The 16,177-nt window shown below is 67.5% G+C and carries 18 protein-coding genes, 1 tRNA gene and 2 pseudogenes; 6 read left to right on the plus strand and 15 right to left on the minus strand.

Features of this window, described 5'->3' with window-relative positions:
- Positions 1-359: 359 nt before the first annotated feature.
- The 4 genes and pseudogenes from ACWEQO_RS08225 to ACWEQO_RS08240 form a co-directional block, all read right to left on the minus strand.
- A complete protein-coding gene (locus ACWEQO_RS08225; protein ID WP_452980288.1) occupies positions 360-665 on the minus strand; it encodes a hypothetical protein in 306 nt (101 codons plus the stop codon).
- Positions 662-1,393: a GntR family transcriptional regulator gene (locus ACWEQO_RS08230; protein WP_452980291.1), complete on the minus strand. Its 732-nt coding sequence runs from the start codon at positions 1,391-1,393 to the stop codon at positions 662-664. The genes ACWEQO_RS08225 and ACWEQO_RS08230 overlap by 4 nt, the downstream gene beginning before the upstream one ends.
- Positions 1,362-1,604, minus strand: coding sequence for a hypothetical protein (locus ACWEQO_RS08235; protein ID WP_452980740.1), 243 nt, complete (start codon positions 1,602-1,604; stop codon positions 1,362-1,364). Before ACWEQO_RS08235 ends, ACWEQO_RS08230 begins: the two co-directional genes overlap by 32 nt.
- Before the next feature lie 529 nt (positions 1,605-2,133).
- A pseudogene (locus ACWEQO_RS08240) lies at positions 2,134-2,411 on the minus strand (hypothetical protein).
- A gap of 80 nt (positions 2,412-2,491) precedes the next feature.
- Here ACWEQO_RS08240 and ACWEQO_RS08245 point away from each other — a divergent pair.
- Positions 2,492-3,247 carry a GntR family transcriptional regulator gene (locus ACWEQO_RS08245; protein ID WP_452980294.1) on the plus strand — a complete coding sequence of 252 codons (756 nt, stop codon included), beginning with the start codon at positions 2,492-2,494 and terminating at the stop codon, positions 3,245-3,247.
- A gap of 154 nt (positions 3,248-3,401) precedes the next feature.
- On the opposite strand, the gene ACWEQO_RS08250 is transcribed toward ACWEQO_RS08245, so the two are convergent.
- Both ACWEQO_RS08250 and ACWEQO_RS08255 read right to left on the minus strand, forming a co-directional pair.
- Positions 3,402-3,475: transfer RNA gene (locus ACWEQO_RS08250), tRNA-OTHER, on the minus strand.
- Between the two features lie 598 nt (positions 3,476-4,073).
- Complete coding sequence (locus tag ACWEQO_RS08255; protein ID WP_452980297.1) at positions 4,074-4,427, minus strand: PadR family transcriptional regulator; 354 nt, start codon at positions 4,425-4,427, stop codon at positions 4,074-4,076.
- Between the two features lie 141 nt (positions 4,428-4,568).
- Between ACWEQO_RS08255 and ACWEQO_RS08260 the strand changes: the two genes are divergently transcribed.
- A complete protein-coding gene (locus ACWEQO_RS08260; RefSeq protein WP_452980300.1) occupies positions 4,569-4,955 on the plus strand; it encodes a hypothetical protein in 387 nt (128 codons plus the stop codon).
- A gap of 211 nt (positions 4,956-5,166) precedes the next feature.
- On the opposite strand, the gene ACWEQO_RS08265 is transcribed toward ACWEQO_RS08260, so the two are convergent.
- The 6 genes and pseudogenes from ACWEQO_RS08265 to ACWEQO_RS08290 form a co-directional block, all read right to left on the minus strand.
- Complete coding sequence (locus ACWEQO_RS08265; RefSeq protein ID WP_361452072.1) at positions 5,167-5,490, minus strand: helix-turn-helix domain-containing protein; 324 nt, start codon at positions 5,488-5,490, stop codon at positions 5,167-5,169.
- Positions 5,490-5,858: a type II toxin-antitoxin system RelE/ParE family toxin gene (locus tag ACWEQO_RS08270; RefSeq protein WP_361452069.1), complete on the minus strand. Its 369-nt coding sequence runs from the start codon at positions 5,856-5,858 to the stop codon at positions 5,490-5,492. Before ACWEQO_RS08270 ends, ACWEQO_RS08265 begins: the two co-directional genes overlap by 1 nt.
- A gap of 312 nt (positions 5,859-6,170) precedes the next feature.
- Positions 6,171-6,311, minus strand: a pseudogene (locus ACWEQO_RS08275) (transcriptional regulator); the annotation flags it as partial.
- A gap of 230 nt (positions 6,312-6,541) precedes the next feature.
- The gene (locus tag ACWEQO_RS08280; RefSeq protein ID WP_452980304.1) at positions 6,542-6,832 is read right to left on the minus strand and encodes a hypothetical protein; all 291 of its coding nucleotides are present in this window, start codon (positions 6,830-6,832) and stop codon (positions 6,542-6,544) included.
- Between the two features lie 129 nt (positions 6,833-6,961).
- Entirely contained in the window at positions 6,962-7,726 is a 765-nt protein-coding gene (gene snpA / locus ACWEQO_RS08285) for a snapalysin (protein WP_452980307.1), read from the minus strand.
- Positions 7,727-8,238: 512 nt separating this feature from the next.
- On the minus strand, positions 8,239-8,952 hold the full coding sequence (locus tag ACWEQO_RS08290; protein ID WP_452980310.1) for a tyrosine-type recombinase/integrase: 714 nt from the start codon (positions 8,950-8,952) through the stop codon (positions 8,239-8,241).
- 869 nt (positions 8,953-9,821) lie between these two features.
- Between ACWEQO_RS08290 and ACWEQO_RS08295 the strand changes: the two genes are divergently transcribed.
- The 3 genes from ACWEQO_RS08295 (at position 9,822) to ACWEQO_RS08305 (ending at position 12,089) form a co-directional block, all read left to right on the plus strand.
- Positions 9,822-11,042, plus strand: coding sequence for an amidase domain-containing protein (locus ACWEQO_RS08295; RefSeq protein ID WP_452980313.1), 1,221 nt, complete (start codon positions 9,822-9,824; stop codon positions 11,040-11,042).
- Between the two features lie 49 nt (positions 11,043-11,091).
- Positions 11,092-11,499: a hypothetical protein gene (locus tag ACWEQO_RS08300; RefSeq protein WP_361452045.1), complete on the plus strand. Its 408-nt coding sequence runs from the start codon at positions 11,092-11,094 to the stop codon at positions 11,497-11,499.
- Between the two features lie 407 nt (positions 11,500-11,906).
- The gene (locus ACWEQO_RS08305) at positions 11,907-12,089 is read left to right on the plus strand and encodes a hypothetical protein (protein ID WP_452980316.1); all 183 of its coding nucleotides are present in this window, start codon (positions 11,907-11,909) and stop codon (positions 12,087-12,089) included.
- 366 nt (positions 12,090-12,455) lie between these two features.
- On the opposite strand, the gene ACWEQO_RS08310 is transcribed toward ACWEQO_RS08305, so the two are convergent.
- Both ACWEQO_RS08310 and ACWEQO_RS08315 read right to left on the minus strand, forming a co-directional pair.
- Complete coding sequence (locus ACWEQO_RS08310) at positions 12,456-12,923, minus strand: PIN domain-containing protein (protein ID WP_452980319.1); 468 nt, start codon at positions 12,921-12,923, stop codon at positions 12,456-12,458.
- Entirely contained in the window at positions 12,913-13,182 is a 270-nt protein-coding gene (locus ACWEQO_RS08315) for a type II toxin-antitoxin system Phd/YefM family antitoxin (RefSeq protein ID WP_452980322.1), read from the minus strand. The genes ACWEQO_RS08310 and ACWEQO_RS08315 overlap by 11 nt, the downstream gene beginning before the upstream one ends.
- A gap of 505 nt (positions 13,183-13,687) precedes the next feature.
- Between ACWEQO_RS08315 and ACWEQO_RS08320 the strand changes: the two genes are divergently transcribed.
- Positions 13,688-13,930 (plus strand): hypothetical protein, encoded by a 243-nt coding sequence (locus tag ACWEQO_RS08320; protein WP_452980325.1) that lies wholly within the window; start codon positions 13,688-13,690, stop codon positions 13,928-13,930.
- Positions 13,931-13,934: 4 nt separating this feature from the next.
- On the opposite strand, the gene ACWEQO_RS08325 is transcribed toward ACWEQO_RS08320, so the two are convergent.
- A complete protein-coding gene (locus ACWEQO_RS08325) occupies positions 13,935-15,737 on the minus strand; it encodes a multicopper oxidase family protein (RefSeq protein ID WP_452980327.1) in 1,803 nt (600 codons plus the stop codon).
- Positions 15,738-16,177: the final 440 nt, after the last annotated feature.

Raw genomic sequence — 16,177 nt, forward strand, 5'->3', positions numbered from 1 at the left:
GCAGCGACCTCATAGACGGCTGCCTCGCCGAGACCGGCCTGACCATCAGACCTGCCTGAGTAACCCAACGACACCACGAGTTCAACCTCAGTAACTGCGTGACAACTCCCACGCACAGCGGCGGACAGTCGTACACACCTGCGGACCGTCGCAGCAGGTGAGAGGCACATCAGCCCGGGGTCGAGCGCCCGCCCGAGTTGCTTCGGGTCAAAGAGGTCGCATCCACAAGCCAGGCGAAATTCGAGGACGGAGTCCGGGCCGTCTCTGAGCCGTCCAAGGTCAGCCGGCGCCGACCAACAACGACAGAAGCCCACGACATCTGAACTGGTCAGAGCCGTGGGCTTCTTCAGTCCCGCTGGTCAGCGGAGCCGGTGATCAGTAGACCGGCTGTTCAAGCGGTGACCCCGGCTGGTCGCCACGCGAAGCGTCTCCCTCAGGGCTCCGGTCAGGTTCTTCGCCAGAAGCCGCATGTCGTCCGGGGCCGTGTCGGCGGCGAGCATGTCGATCGCTTGGTCCAGGAGTTCGGTTGCCGTGCCGAGTTGTACTGACTCGATGTTGTCGGCCAGGCGGGACATGTAGCCGTCGTTGTCATCGGTGCTGAGGAAGCACGGCTTGCCGTCGGGCCCCGTCCAGGGGAGGAGCCGCAGTTCGTTCGACGTCGTCATACCTTCGTCGGCCTCTCGTCGATCGCGTGGTGAGTAGTGAACACCGCGTCGGCGCGGTCTCCCGGCAGCACCAGGAGGGCCGCCTCGACCACGCGTCCAGCGGTGTCGGCCGTCTGGCGTGTGACGGCGAGGATTGCCAGGGCTGAGCTGATCCGGAGGGTGGATGCCTCCTCCGGTGTCGGGAGGCGAACGCTGATCTCCTCCCGGACTTCAGCCGGCGGCGGGCGTAGTTCCGTCAGTCGCGTCACGACCGCCTCGTACGGGAGAGGCTCGCGGAGTATGGCGGCCGGCGCCAGGTCGCAGGGGACGTAGATGCGCGCCAGGCTGTGCGGTCTCTCGTCCTCATGGCCGAGACAGAGGATCTCGGTCAGAGGGGTACCGGTCGGCGTCTTCAGCAGGGCCGCGAGATGCCCGCGGGCCCGCACCCTGGTGGTGTGAACGGTGACGTTCAGGGGTGCAAGATCCGTGCTGTGCGCGTCCGGAGCTCGCCTCCCGCCGACGTACGTGATCCTGTGGAGCGGACGGCGGACGAAGTTCCCCTTGCCGTGGGTCTTCTCGACGAGGCCTTCCGCTTGGAGCACGGCGAGGGCATTCCGCAGCGTCGGCGTGCTCACCCTGTACTGCGCGGCCAGGTGCGCCTCAGAGGGCAGGCGTTCGCCGGGCTTGAGCCGGCCGGTGGCGATCCGGTCCCGGAGGTCATCGGCGATGGCGTCGCGTCGCGAGGGCATGGGCGGGATCACCGCCCCTCACTCGCACGAGCCGCAGGGCGACGAGCCGGGTCATCGTGTGGATGGTCAGAAACTCGCCCGAGTCGAATACGAGTCGTTTCGCTCCGCCGGGCAACTGGAAGAGGTCGGTCACCCGACACTGCTGACCCCCGACCTGGATGACGTCGCCACGCTGCACGCTGGCCGAGGTGATCTCGACAGGGGAGAGCACCGCGCCACTGAGTGCCGTTTCCTTCCCCGTGCCGCCTCCGTCGGTACGGGGCACTTGGCGATGGTGTGGCACGAGCAGTCGCAGGCTTCGTAGATCACCGGCACGTCAACCGGCGCGGTGGCCGGGGAGGACTCCGCGCAGGCGTGGTGCGTTCCGATCCGGCAGGAGGTCGACCGGTAGGAGTCGGGCCCCGGCACGTGGGGCTGTTGGCGAGGTGGCATCAGTGGTCACCCGCCGAGGCGTACCAAGGACCGGCGAGGGGAGCGCAGCTCACGGACGCCGAGCGGTGCCGTGCACGCGCCTCACTGGCCAGAACGTACGGGCGGACGAGCGCCGTCTCCTCACCAACGAGGATGCCTGTGTGCTCGCGGTGGCGACGCAGGAACAGCACCGCGCCGTGGGCAACTTCCGGGGACGCAGCCACCGGCCGCACAGGCGTTACAGACCGGCGGTGCCGACCCTTGTAGAGGTACCGCTCCCTGAGGTGCGAGGCGGTGCGGCGGATACGCTTGAGCACGGTATTCAGCCCCTATCGCTGATGGCCCGGTCCCCCGACAGCGCCCGTCGCGGGGACCGTTTGCGTACGACCGCCCAGAGGGTGCGGTCGTTCGAACTGGTGGCGAGGAGGCCGAAGCGGTCGGCATCGGCCACCGCTTCCAGGACCTCCCGCCATGACTCCGCGGAGAGTGGTTCCGGCACCTCCGCCTCGATGGCCGTGCAGTCGTCGCGCTCCTCCACACGCGTGGCGAGCCCGACGGCCGATAACCGGGCTGCGATGGCCTCCGCGCGCGCTGTGGAAGCAGGCACAGGGCAGCCCTCCGGTTAGCGGCGATCACTTTAAGTGAAGCTAGTTAACTAGATTAGAGCTAGTGGACTAGATTTTCCATATGCCTGAGCAACCGCCCTATCTCCGCATCGCCGACGAGCTTCGGCGGCGGATCGCGGAGCACGAGTGGGAGCCGGGGGACCGCCTTCCCTCCCGCGCCCAGATCGGCCAGGAGTACGGCGTCGGCGACAACGTGGTCCGCCGGGCACAGGAGTTGTTGATCTCCCAAGGTGTGCTCGAAGGCCGCGCCGGTTCCGGCACCTACGTCGCCGAGCCACGGCAACGCGTGCGCGTGGTCCGGTCGTCCGCGCGCGAACAGCCCGACGGCTCACCGTTCCGCGCGGACATGAAAGCCGTAGGCAGGCAAGGCGACTGGGAGAGCCGGACCGAGGCCAAGGTCGCGGCACCGGCGGAGATCGCTACGCGTCTCGGTATCGCCGAAGGCGATCTGTGCGTGCGGACCGCGTACGAGTTCCTCGCCGACGGCCGGCCGGTGCAGTTGTCGACGAGTTGGGAGCCGTACGACCTCACCGGCGGCACACTCGTCGTCCTCCCCGAGGGCGGGCCGCATGCCGGGGCAGGGGTCGTGAACCGCCTGGCGGAGATCGGCATCAACGTCAGCCACGCCGTGGAACAGCCGGAGCCCGGGCAGGCGACCGCCGAGGAGGCCTCACTCCTGGGCATCCAGAAGGGCTCACTCGTCACGCACATCCGGCGGACCTACTACAGCGACCAGGGCCGCCCCGTGGAGACCGCGGACATCGTCGTGCCCGCCGCACTCTGCGAGATCGTCTACGAGATTCCGATCCCCCGATAGCCGTCCGCGCGTGCCCCCTACGTGCCCCCGCGTGCCCCTTGCGTGCCCGTTCGAGCGGGAAACCGCAGGGAACAGCGGGGAGCCCCAGGGCCGGACATGAGAACGACCCCCGACCGAATCACCAGGTCAGGGGCCGTTCTCACTGCTCTCAGCGCGGAGGCGGTGGGATTTGAACCCACGGTGACATCGCTGCCACGACGGTTTTCAAGCCCGTTCTCCACACCATCCGCGCTTTAGCGGGCAGTGCGCCGTAGCTCCCGTAGCCAGATCCAGCGGTGCTGACGAAGGTGGCATCCCAGCAGAAGGCCACGTGAGTTGTTACGGCATGTCCCGCCGGAACGAGTCGAGGCACCGCAGTAAGTCGGCACCTGAAACGCGAAGTACAGCACGCTGACAGCTGTGAGCGTCGCGGCTAGCATCCAAGTGCCTTGCCTCGTGATCCACTCATAAGCAGCCAGCCCGGACGTGGCGTAACCCCAGTAGAGGCGGAGCCCGCCGATGCTCTCCGGAAACGCCAGCTTCATATGAGGGCGGGGCAACCGCCTACGCCTCCTCGGGGCACCCTCCGTGTCCGCTGCGCGGAAGATATCCCGCATCCTCCAAGATGCCCCGATGACGATGGACATTGCGGAGAGCAGCTGCAGCAGCTTCCCAGGGCGGCTTTCGAGGCCGGCAAGCCACTCTTCCTCGTAACGCTCGGCCATCGATGTATCAGTGATGCGCCGCGCAGACCAACGCACCAGCTTTCGACCTAGCCAAGGGCACACATCGACTGCCTCGTTAACGATTACACCCAGCGCGAGGGGAACGAGGATCTCGACAGCGCTCACCAAGCGCCTCCCCACCGAGTCGTGAACCGCAGGGCAGGCCGCAGCCTGCCGCCGATCCGCACGGAGGGAAGCTCGCCCCGTCGCTCAAGCACGACAACGCGGCTAGCTGCGGCTCCGTCCTTCGTCAGAGCGTAGAAGCGGCGCCGCGGACGCCCCTCCTCAGGGTGCCCGTCTTCCCAATGACTCTCCAGCCATCCGGCCTGCTCCATGCGGGCGAGGATGGGGTACACGCTGCCCGTCGGCCTTGCAGCAGCCTTGGCTACGGCAAAACCATGCAGCTCAGCAGGGGAGGCGAGGAAAGCCTCCATGACGTCGAGCGTCGCCGACGTGATCCGGAAGGGATGCTCCATGCCCTAACTCTACATATGAAGCGATGCGGTTGGCTGCCTTTTTGCGACGGCGCCACGACCTCATTCGGCACACCAGCCTGCTTCCGTGCGCCCCTGCCGCGCCGCTCCCTCGCTCCGGACGCCACTGGACTATCAGCCCGCATGAAGGGATTCGGGAAGTACTGGGGTTGGGTCGTCTTCGCAGTACTGATTGCAGGCTGGCTGACTTTCGACTTCGGACCGGTCGTGCTCCTCGTCCTGTCCGGGGTCAGCGCCTTCTACTTCTTCTTCAACGTGCCCGTGTGGTGCGGGGCGGAGGGGCGTGGCGGCTCGTGCCGCAACAACAGCCACGGGGCTCTCATGGGCTGCCACCTTCGCCAGCACAAGTGGCAGAAGCTCAAGATGATCTTCTGGAGTGCCCGGTGGGCACGGCTCCGCCAGGAGCTGTTCCAGAACGCGACCACCACCCTGGCCAGCCTGGGTGGCATTCTCGCTGTGACATCAGGCATTGCGGCCACCTTGCAACCACTGTTCGGAGGGGGTTGGTAGCAGGCTCGCTGACATCCACGCCTGACATCAACGACAGCGAACAGCAGCGGTCAGCGACGTTCCCCAGCGAATCCGGCCCGGTTGACGAGAAGGCCAGCATGGCTCCTTGGATCGAACTCCTAAAGCGGGTGTCGCAGGTTCGAATCCTGCCGGGGGCACCAGCGGAAAGGCCCCGGACCGATCATGGTTCGGGGCCTTCGGCGATTCGGTTTCAGGCGGCGTGCGGGGTGAAGGTGACGCGGGAGTCGCCCTCGTCGATGGCCAGGTTCAGGGTGCCGTCCAGGGCCTTGGCCAGGCGTCGCAGCAGCGGAAGCGTCGGCACGGTGTCGCCGCCCTCCATCCGGGACACCTGAGGCTGTGTCATCCCGGCCCGCTCGGCCAGCTCGGCCTGGGACAAGCCGAGCTCGATCCTGCGGTCGTAGACCGCCTGCCCGAGGTCGCCGGCCAGCCGCGCGTCGACGTACTCCTGGTCGTACTCCACCGTCTCACCCGCAAGCTGCCGGGCCCGGCGCGTCCTCCACGTGCTGTGATTCATCAGCTCTCCTTGCGCCGCTCGTAGGTGTACTGGGCATGACCGTGCTCAGCCTCGCAGGCCTTCTGGGCCTGGTGCGCACGCTCGACTTCCGCCGCCTCACGCATCCTCGTCTTGCGGAACACCGTCAGCAGAACGATCCGCTGCCCGGGAGCGAGCCAGTACGGGATGCGCACGGCTTCTCCGTCCAGTTCGAAACGCAGCTCACGCAGCTTGCCGCCCAGGTGCCGCGAGTACGGCTCACCGAGCGTCGTCGGCTCGTCCAGCAGACGGTCCGTCTTGTCCTCCACCCGCCGGTAGAGTCGAAACGGAAGCAGCTCCAGCCAATCCCGCACCTCGGGTTCGATCTCGATCTCCCACCGCTCCGTCATGCAATCAACGGTATATACCTTCAATTGCATAGCGCAAGCCTCCACCGCCCTCCGCGGCCTGCGACAAGAGGCTTCCCCTGCAGTCGGCCCGGAACGGATTCAGCACACATGAGGCCGGGAAACCCCGTGAACACGTGAGAGCTAAGGAGGGGTGTTTTCCCAGGCCAGGCACCCCACGGCCGACGTTTCCGCAGGTCGCAGCCCCGCCCAAGGAAAACTCCTCAAGCGGGTGTCGCAGGTTCGAATCCTGCCGGGGGCACCAGCCGAAAGGCCCCGGACCGATCATGGTCCGGGGCCTTTGACGGCTTGGTTTCAGGCGGCGTGCGGGGTGAAGGTGACACGGGAGTCGCCCTCGCCGATGGCCAGGTTCAAGGTGCCGTCCAGGGCCTTGGCCAGGCGGCGCAGCAGCGGAAGCGTCGGCACGGTGTCGCCGCCCTCCATCCGGGACAGCGGACAGGCCGTCGCTCTCGCGCAGGTCCGCGGGGAGGCGCGGGGCCCTGTAGGTCCGATGGGAGCGCTCGTGGTGCCCGCGGATCTTCTCCGTGAGCTCGGCGGCCTCGCGCTGCCGACGGGAGGGGCGTGGTTCTTCCAGGCGTGGTAGCCCTGTCATGACACACCCGGCCGCCGGGCCGTGAGGGAGACGTCGTGGTGTGCCGTGTCCTCGTCGATCAGCCGGCGGCAGATCACCGGCTGGTCTCCCGGATGAAGAAAACCGTGGCCGTACGGAGGATCGCCTTCTCCTCGAGCAGCTGCTTGACCTCGCGGCGCGGCTGGGCGAGTTCTTCCTTCTCGTCGCGGGTCAGGCCGGGGCGTTCCCCGGTGCCCACCCGGCCCTGGTCGGCCCGGGTGGGGATGGTCTGGGCGGACGGCTCAAACTCCTTCGTCGGCGCCTCCGGCGGGTAGGCCGGACGCGTCCTCCGCCCGATGAACTCCTCCTTGCGGGACTCAGTGCCCCGAAGCGAAAGGCAGCCCACCGAACCGGGACAACTTCACACGAAGCACCAGCACCTGTCGGCCGGCCTGCAAGAGTGCTCAGACGACCGTCTTGAGCATGCGACTGAAGCAGTCCTCGACAGCGAGCCGCCTCCCGCCTGGGAACGCAATCAACTCCGGGACGTGCTGTGGAGCGGATGCCATGGACCGTGGCTCGGCGCCACAGTCCGTACCGGCGGTGCAGCGCTCAGGGAGTCAGCGGGCCGGTCCACCGCGCCCGGGGCCTGCGCGAGTCCGGTGGCCCACAACTGGTCGACACGCGAGCGCTCGGTGACGTTCGGGTAGGGGTTGGTGCAGGACGAGCCGCCGCCGCCGCCTGACATCAGCTCACTGCACGGCCCGTTGTAGTTGTCCGGCAGGCCCAGCACGTGCCCGGTCTCGTGGGTGGCGATGCGGACCGAGTCGTGCTGCTGGTTCTGGGCGTAGTCGAGGAAGATGTAGCCCTTGCCGAGGCTGCTGCTGTAGGCGTGGGAACCCCGCGGGTCGTTGCCCTCGCGGTAGGAGAAGTCGGCACCGCCCGACGTCTCCTGGAGCTTGATGTTGGACACGGAGCTGTTCCAGATGGAGGCCGCGCTCGATATCTGCGAACGGAAGCTCGGCGCCTGGGAGGCGTTGTAGTAGACAGTCACCGCCTGCGCGTTCGGCTGGGCGGCGCGCTTCTCGGCGACGGACTTGAGCACGGCCTCGGAGAACGCCTTGTTGTTCGCGGCCTCCTTGGCCGACCCGGCGTACCGTGCCACGGAGGCACCAGAGGCAGCGGACGGGGTGGCCGCCGTCTGGGCGCTCGCCGGCACCGCCGCTCCCAGCGCGCTGGAGGCCAGACCCAGGCCGAGAGCGAGGGCGAGGAACCTCGCGGACGTTCGGGACAACTTCATGTGGGGGGGCTCCTACTCACTTGGTGACGCCAGCACCCGGTGCGCGGTCGACTCCGTGTGAACACCGATTCCGCACTGCGGCGACATCCTGTGAGTCGCCATTCTTAGAACGGCTCGACAGGGAGCGCAAAGGGTCCCGCCACTACGTCGCCTCGTAGGCCCCGGGACCTCGCCAGGGCAGTGCACGGGTCTCCGGTTCCGCCCGTGGCGGCAGGAGGAGAAGCTGTCGCAGCGCCAGAAGCCTTACACCACAGGGCAGCGGGCGTACGGGCCGACCGGGCGGAATTCCGGGACATGCGACAGGGTCCCCACATGGACCAAAACGGACAAATCCCCAGATGTTGACCACGTCGCGTCTACTAAGCACGCCGGTTGATTGACGGAGCGCTGTGACCGACATCATGAAATATGGCCTTCTGTCCCTTCTGCGCTCCACCGGCCCCGAGTCGCCCCAGGGAGTCATCCTCGACGTTGACGTTGGGCGACACCCCTCACCGCCGAGCCGCCACCGCTCAGTCCTGATCAGGAGGGAAGCCGGGCCCGCCGTGCAGCCCGACGAGCGGCTGGAGGAGAGGTCGCTCGGCCTTCTCCAGCTTGGTCTTCGCCTTGGCCAACTGCTTGGCACGCCGCTTGTGCATCTTCTTCGAGACCTCGTCGAGACGGTCCGGGAAGAGATGCCCGTACGTGTCCAGGGTCAGCGTCGCCGACTTGTGGCCCAGCATCGTCTGGACGACGTTGACGTCCGCACCGCTGGCGATGGCGAGCGAGGCGGCCGTGTGGCGCAGCTTGTGCGGGGTGACCTTGAGGCGCCCCAGTCCGGCTTTCACGACCGCCGGCGCGAAGAGCCGCTGGCGGAAGTTGCGGGCCCGCAGCGGCCCGCCCTGCGGGGCGGTGAACAGGAGCTCGTCCTCGTCCCGCCCCTCGACGTGGGGCTTCAGCTCCTCCGCCAGGAATCTCGGGAGCGGTACGGACCGGCGTTCGTGGTTCTTGGGGGTGTCGAGGTAGAGCTTGCCGTTGTCCTCGACGTACGCCTTGACGATATGGGCACGGCAGGCGTCCAGGTCGACGCGTCCCACCTTCAGCGCGGACGCCTCACCCCAGCGCAGACCCGTGTAGGCCAGCAGCAGGATGAACACCCGGTAGGCGCCCGCCGCGTCGGCGAGTGCGTCCACCTGTAGGTCGTCGAGGTAGACGTGGTCGGCGGGGGCCGCCTTCGGGAGGAACACTCCGACGGCCGGGTTGACGGCCAGACGACGAACTTTGACCGCGCAGCGGGCCAGCCGCAGACGGCCGGTCTCGGTCAGGGGGCATTACGGTGGGGCACGAGGGCCTTTCTGCTGCTGGGCGTAGATGTCGCAATCCACACCGAGCCAGAAGGCCCTCACCCATTTCAAGATCCCTCAGCCGAGACCTCTGTCACCAACCTCCGCGGACAGAACACCCCAACCGGCAGGCACCGCCGTGCCGGACTCACCCGACCAACGGGGCGGCGGTGGGTTGAACACCAAGTTCCGGGTCAGTTCCGGTGGTTCGGGGCGATCGGTCACACCTGGGCGGGCACGGTTGCCGGCGGATCTCATCGAGGCCACGAGGCTGACCTCCGCGTACCTCCACCGCTCTCAGGCCACTGCGGCCTTGCGGGACCGGACATGGTCCGGGACAGATCGCCACCGACCTGGCGGTGATGCTCGCCGCCGGCGGCGAGGCCATTGCAGACCGGGCCGTGCTGGACCAGGCCAAAGCGTTCGGCTCGATCGCCTCGACACCGACTGCCTGACGGCTGCTCGCCGACGTTGACGAGCGGACGATGGCTTCTGTGCACTCGCCCCGCGCTGCGGCTGGGGGGGGCACCTGGCTGCAGCCGCCGAGACCGGCGAGGGCATACCCGCTGACCTGGCCGCGGGGCACGTGCTGCCCGGCCTCGCCCCTGAACCTCGACGCCACTCTGATCACCTGGCGCTCCGGAAGGGTCCCGGAGCCCGAAACGGAACCCGGACATCCAGGAACACGTGTACGAAAAGACCTCGCCGCACATGACTGGAGGTGACAGGATTCCTTCAACCGGCCTGATAAAGGCCAGAGTTGGGGGATATTTATGAGGAATGGGAGCTACAGACGTGCCACGGCGCTGACCCTGGGCGCGACGCTGCTGGCCGCACTGCCGCCCGCCGCGACCGCTCATGCCACGGACAGCGCAGCCGCCCAGGCCACGGCGGAGGCGGCCCGCACCATGGATGCCGAGACCACCGATGACTTCGCCGCCCTCGCGGATGCCGTACTGACCAGACGGACCTCCGCGCTCCTGGACGGACCTCGGGCCACCCGCCGTTCCGACGCGGTGTTGCCGCTGAAGGGCGACGTGCACGTCACCAGCAGTCTGGCCCGCACGGAGGACACGGCGACCGAGGTACTGCGTGACCGCAGGGCGCGGCTCGCCGACCTGGACGAGGCGTACACGGCGGCCGAGACCGAGGTCGACGTGGACGAGGTGCTGGTGACCGGCGACCGGGCGACTGCCCAGGTCACCGAGACGACGATGCTCACGTACAAGAAGATCCAGGGAGACGAACCGCCGACCACCGGCTTTCAGGCCAGGCACGAGCTGACCTTCGTCGCCGCGCCGGACGGCACGTGGGAGCTGACCGGATTCACGCCTCTCGACGAGGGAGGGCCGGCCGCGGTCAACTCGGTGGCGGACACCGCCGGGGACGGCGGGCCCACGTTCACCGGCATGGCTGAGGAACCGATCGACGAGGGCGGCGAGCCCGAAACCGACGGCCCCGCGCCCCTGGAGAGCCAGGCGGGCACCACCCAGCCCACCGTCCAGGCCCAGGCCAAGGTCAGCGCGAGCTACAACTACACCGCCATGGCGAAGTACGCGGAGAAGTACTGGAAGAAATACAACCCCGACTACCGCAAGTTCAACGACGTCGGGGGCGACTGCACGAACTTCATCAGCCAGGCACTGCGGGCCGGCGGCTGGAAAAACGACACAGGTTGGTACAAGAGCTACAAGAACTGGTGGTACAACTCCTCGAACCAGACGACGTCCTGGATCAACGTCAACTACTGGGCGTCCTTCGCTCTGCACAGCGACCGTGCCTACAACCTGGACAACGTGTACAAGCTGGGGACCGGGGACATCCTCCAGATGGACTTCAGCGGCAACAGGTCCAAGGACCACTCCATGATCACCACGTACAAGAGCGGCGGAGTGCCCTACCTCACCTACCACTCGACCAACACCTACCGGAAGTCGGTGAAGAGCCTTGTGGCGCAGTACCCGCGCGCGACCTACTACGCCTTCCGCACCTGACGGAAGCGGACACCGCTCGTGGCGACGTCGCGCCGGGCTGCTCATGGCGGTGCTCTGCGCGGTAGCGCTCACCGCGTGCGGCGGCGGGGACGGCTCCGCGTCCGCGAAGCCCGACCTGGCGGACCAGGACCGTTTCCTGCACGACTACGTACGGTTTCTCAACCGCTCGGACGAAGACGGGCTGGCCGGGCTGCTCGACGCCCATCCCCAGGGCTCCAAGGATGCCCGCGCCCGGATCAAGGCGTACGGCGGACAGGACTGGGACGTCCGGTGGACGCGCACCTCTGACTTCGAGGGCGTATGGAAAGTGGACGTGTCCGGCACCGCAGATGCCAAGCGCCGACCCGTCCGCGTCACCGAGACCATCACCTGGGAGAAGGCGCGGTGGGTGATGAGCCCGCTCCCGGGTGTCGTACCGACCCCACCCGACGCAGCGGGGACCGAACCGCCCGGGTGAGCGCATCAGAGCCCGGCCGTTTCGCCTGAGCGGTGTCCGGTCTTGAACAAAACAGCGAACGTACCTCCTGACCTGGGGCGGCCGGGCTTGTCCAAGGCTTCTGCCGTTCCAGCAGGAAGACGTTTTCTGCGTACACACCATCGCCTGGCCCCCAGGCCCGTCGTCTCGGCCGACGCCCACGGAGTGGTCAGCCACGCAGGACCGCGTGCCCACGCTTGCCTTCTTCGCCGGGCTGTTCGCGCTTCGGTCACCGCAGACCGCAAGAGGCAGCCAAGCGAAGGCACCCGCCAGGCGCAGGTGCGCATCGTGCACGTCACCGACCGAACACACCATGGGTGAGTCGGCGGAACCAGCCTCGAAGATGCCGGCACATCCGCATCGTGCACACGGACGACCAGGTGACCGCCATGGCACGCGACATGCTGAAGGCGGCCGGCCTGCACGGGCACAAGTACGCCATCGACGCCGTTCTGGCGGCTGTGGCCGGGCAGGAAGCCGCACAGGGGGCCGAGGCAACCGTCTTCACCTCCGACACCGACGACATGAACCAACTCCTCGCGGGCCACTCCGCGCGAGTCGAGAAGGTCTGACGAGACGCCCGCACCTCACTCCGGCCGCTCGCCGGACCCCGAACACCCCATGGCCTTCGCCGGACAGCACACTCACCGGCACGGATTCGGCACACATGAGGCCGGGAAACCCCGCGAACAAGCGAGGACTACGGAGAGGCATCCGACCAGGTCAGCCGTCCTACGGTCGACGTTCATGCAGGTCCCGGACCTGGCCGGGGAAAACTCCTCAAGCGGGTGTCGCAGGTTCGAATCCTGCCGGGGGCACACGACGCAGGGCCGGTTCGAAGGGCTTGATCCTCCGAACCGGCCCTGCCGCATGATCACATCCGCGCCGCGCTCGTACTACGAAGTCCGTTGCGCTCCCACCCATTCGGAACCCTGGCGTCAGCCTTCGTGGGGCACCTTCGGGCGGGTGACCGGTACGACGGTGAGGAGGTCGTCCAGTCCTTTGAAGTCGTCGGGGTCGGTGGTGAAGAGGGGAAGGTCCTCGGCCACGGCGATGGCGGCGATCATCAGGTCGGCCACCCGGCGACGCGGCTTGCGGCCGGCGCTGATCACCGCGGCGCAGATGCGGCCGTAGATGCGGGCCGCGTCGGCGTCGAAGGGCAGGGGGTCGAACTCGTTCTCGGCGCGTTGCAGGACGTCGAGCCTGCGGGCGCGTTCGGCGTGTTCGTCGTAGCTGCTCTGTTCGTCGTTGCGGCGGACCTCGTGGGGACCGGCGGACAACTCGGCCAGGGTGATCGCGGTGATCGCCATTTCGTCCGGCAGTTCCTCGGGGGCCACCCACCGGCGCAAGATCATGATGTTGGTGTCGAGGAGGCCCTGCGCGTACGTCGAGCGGTCAGCGGGCATAGGGGTCGTCCAGGTAGGTGTCGGCCGTGGCGTCCTGGTCGGCGCGGAACGTGTCGAGGTCGATGTCGGAGGCGGTCCTGGACATCGCGGCGAACTCCTGGCGGGAGACGAACCGACGGCGTCGGCGCAGCGGGACGAGCTGACCGATCGGGTGTCCGTCGCGGGTGACGGTGAACGACTGGCCGCCCTGGATGGCATCCATGATCTCTCGGGACCGGTTGCGCAGATCCCGCTGGGTGATTTCGGGCTGAACGCTCATATCCACCACGGTAGCACCCGGTGCTACCAGGTAGCACTCTGCCCGAAAGCTTGCGCTGACAGCCTCCGGCCGTGAACGCAGCGAGCGACCGGGGTGGGACGGCGGTCGTCATGGGCGGCCTGAAGCACTCTGGTAAGCGTGCACCTCATCGGCGCGGCCCCGGACCGTGACACGAGCGGCAGGGCTTTCACGTCTGCGGCACAGGGCGGGTGGGTGGTCGTCTCGCGGACAGCCCGCGCCGGAACAAATTCAGCACACATGAGGACGGGAAACCCTGCGAACGAGCGAGAACCACGGAGGGGCATCTGACCAGGTCGACAGCCCTGTGGCCAATGTTTACGCAGGTCACGGATCTGACCGGGGAAACTCCTCAAGCGGGTGTCGCAGGTTCGAATCCTGCCGGGGGCACAGAGAAATAGCAGGTCAAAGGCCCTGTCGCCCGAGTGGGCGGCAGGGCCTCTTGATCTCGCAGCACACACGAGGCGCGTCTCGGGACTCTGAGAGAGTGTCTTCCAGCCCCGAACTGATGAGCACCCTCGAACTCTCCGTCCAGGCTGCGCTGCAGCGCCGGCTCGGCGACCTGGCCGAGGTCGTGTCCCTCGGCGTCGAGAGCGGGGACGACGTCGTACGCGTCCACCTGTCGTACGTCGCCCGCGCCACCGGCGTAGTCCGCGCGGACGGGCCGGAGCTGTTTGCTGTGGACCGCCTCGGTGGTGGCTTCACCGCTGTGACCGACAACGTGCGCTGACCTGTCAGTGGTCCTTCTTGCGCCTGCCTCCGATGTGGTACGGCCGCATCATCTCGTTGTCCTCGTGCTCGACGATGTGGCAGTGCCAGACGAAGCGACCAGGGTGGTCGAACCGGGCCTTCACCCGGGTGATTTCTCCCGGATAAGCGATCACGGTGTCCTTGAAGCCAAGCTCCCAGCTCTCCGGCGGGATGGGGGACCCGTCGAACGGTTGCCGGTTCACCACCTCGAACGCCACCTCGTGGATGTGGATCGGGTGGGCGTCCACCGTGAAGTTGTACAGCTCCCATGTTTCGGTCGCGTTCAGCCTTGGGTTCTCCGTGACCGGATCGGCCCAGCCGAGCAACACCGGATTGCCGACGGAGTCGACCGTCCCGAGCAAAGTCTGGACCGGCGTTCCCGGTGGCACCTGGGGACTGCTGGATTGCACCTCGTTGAGGGAGAGCCGACGTGTGACGCTCGGCGAGCCGAGTGGCCTGGTCCTGGGCAGTCCGAGCCGATCCGGCGGGACGCTGGTGTCCTTACTCGCCAGCGGGCCGACCACGAATTTCATCACCTGACCGGTGGTGGCCGGATCCGCCACGGGGAAGTCCACACCTGGTTCGCCCCGGCCGAAGGGTTCGTCCGCGCCCTCGTTGATGAGGTACAGCTCGGTGCCTTCCGGAATCCCGGTGAAGTCGACGATGACATCGGCCCGCTCCGCGTTGGCCAACAGCAGCCGCTCCCGTTGCACCGGTGCGGGCAGGAATCCGCCTTCGTTGCCGATCTGCCAGAACGGCAGGGCTGACTGGGCCGGCCGGGCGGTCGGGCTGTCCGCGATCTTCAGAATCAGGAACCGGGCATTGCACCCGTTGAGGAAGCGCAGCCTGTAGCGGCGCGGTTCGACCTCGAGCTTCGGCCATGTCCGGCCGTTGACCACCATGGTGTTGGCGAAGAACTCGGGGTTCCAGATGGGAGGTACATCGGTGGTGGGAATGTACGGCCCCGGGAACCCGTCGAAGAATTCCCGGCTCGTGGGGTAGAACAGCGAGCCGTCCGAGTTGAACGAGCGGTCCTGGATGGCCAGGGGGATCTCGTGGTACCGCGTGCCCGGCGGATCGCCGATGGCGGGCGCCGGCCCGGGCAGAACCCCCTTGGGCAGGTCGGACTCGCCGCCGCGCAGCAGATAGAACCCGACGGGTCCGGCGTAGACGTTGAGCCGGGTCATGCCCAGGGTGTGATCGTGGAACCAGAGGGTCGCCGCCCGCTGGTCGTTGGCGTACTGGAAGGTCGCAGTACCCGGCTCCCACTCCAGGCCGTGCGCATGGGCGAACTCCTCCCGGAACTCGTTGTAGAACGAGCCCACGGTGGCGAATCCGCGAGGAATGTTCTTCGCGCGTGGCAGGTACCACGCTTCGGTGTAGCCGTCGCTCTCCTCGGTCGAATGCCCACCGTGCAGATGAGTGACGATCGGCACGGGTCCGGTATACGGCCCCGGCGTCGAGGTGAAGGTCGGCCGGGAGTCGCGCCCGGCCTTGCCGCCCGGCGGGTTCGCCCAGTGCAGGGTGGGGTCGACCGCCAGCAGGTGCGGAAGGAACCGGCCGCGGCTGTCGACGAGGTCGTTCACCCAGGTGACCCGGACAGGCCGGTCGACCCTGGCCTCGATGCTGAACGAGGGGGAGTTGAACGTGTTGCGGTCCTCGAGCGAGCCGTATCCCCACACAGTGGTGGACGGCAGAGTGGGCGGCAATACCTGCTGGCTGAACTGCCGGACACCGATGACGTACGTGTCGATGCCGTGCCGCTGCGAGTGACGGGCCTTCGGCATCACCGGCGGAATCACCAGGTCGGTGACGTATTTCGGGACGGTCGTGGGATCCAGGGTGGGGACTGGGAATGTGCCGGCAGACCCGGCCCTCGGGGTCACCGCGGTCCCATCGGGGAGTGCCATCGCCCCCTCAGGCCTTGGAAGAACCAGGGCCGCCCCACCAGCGGCCCCGGTCACGAGAAGGTCTCTTCGTGCGATCATTTCTCTCGCCTTCTGCAGTCCGAGAGCCTCTGATCATTTCCTGACGGAATGTTAGGGCGCGCACACCGTGCGTGGCGGAACCTGTCTGGCGTGTCGTCAGGCTGCCGGGCCCGGGCGGCGTGCGGGCTGCACATCGGCGCGGCCACGACCAAAACTCGTTACTGCAAACGGCCTCGTCCAGCGATTGCGCCAGCCGGCGGGGCATGCATCCCAAGGCCCCAGGTTCGGTGTGCCTGATC

It is taken from the genome of Streptomyces sp. NPDC004051 (assembly GCF_053604275.1).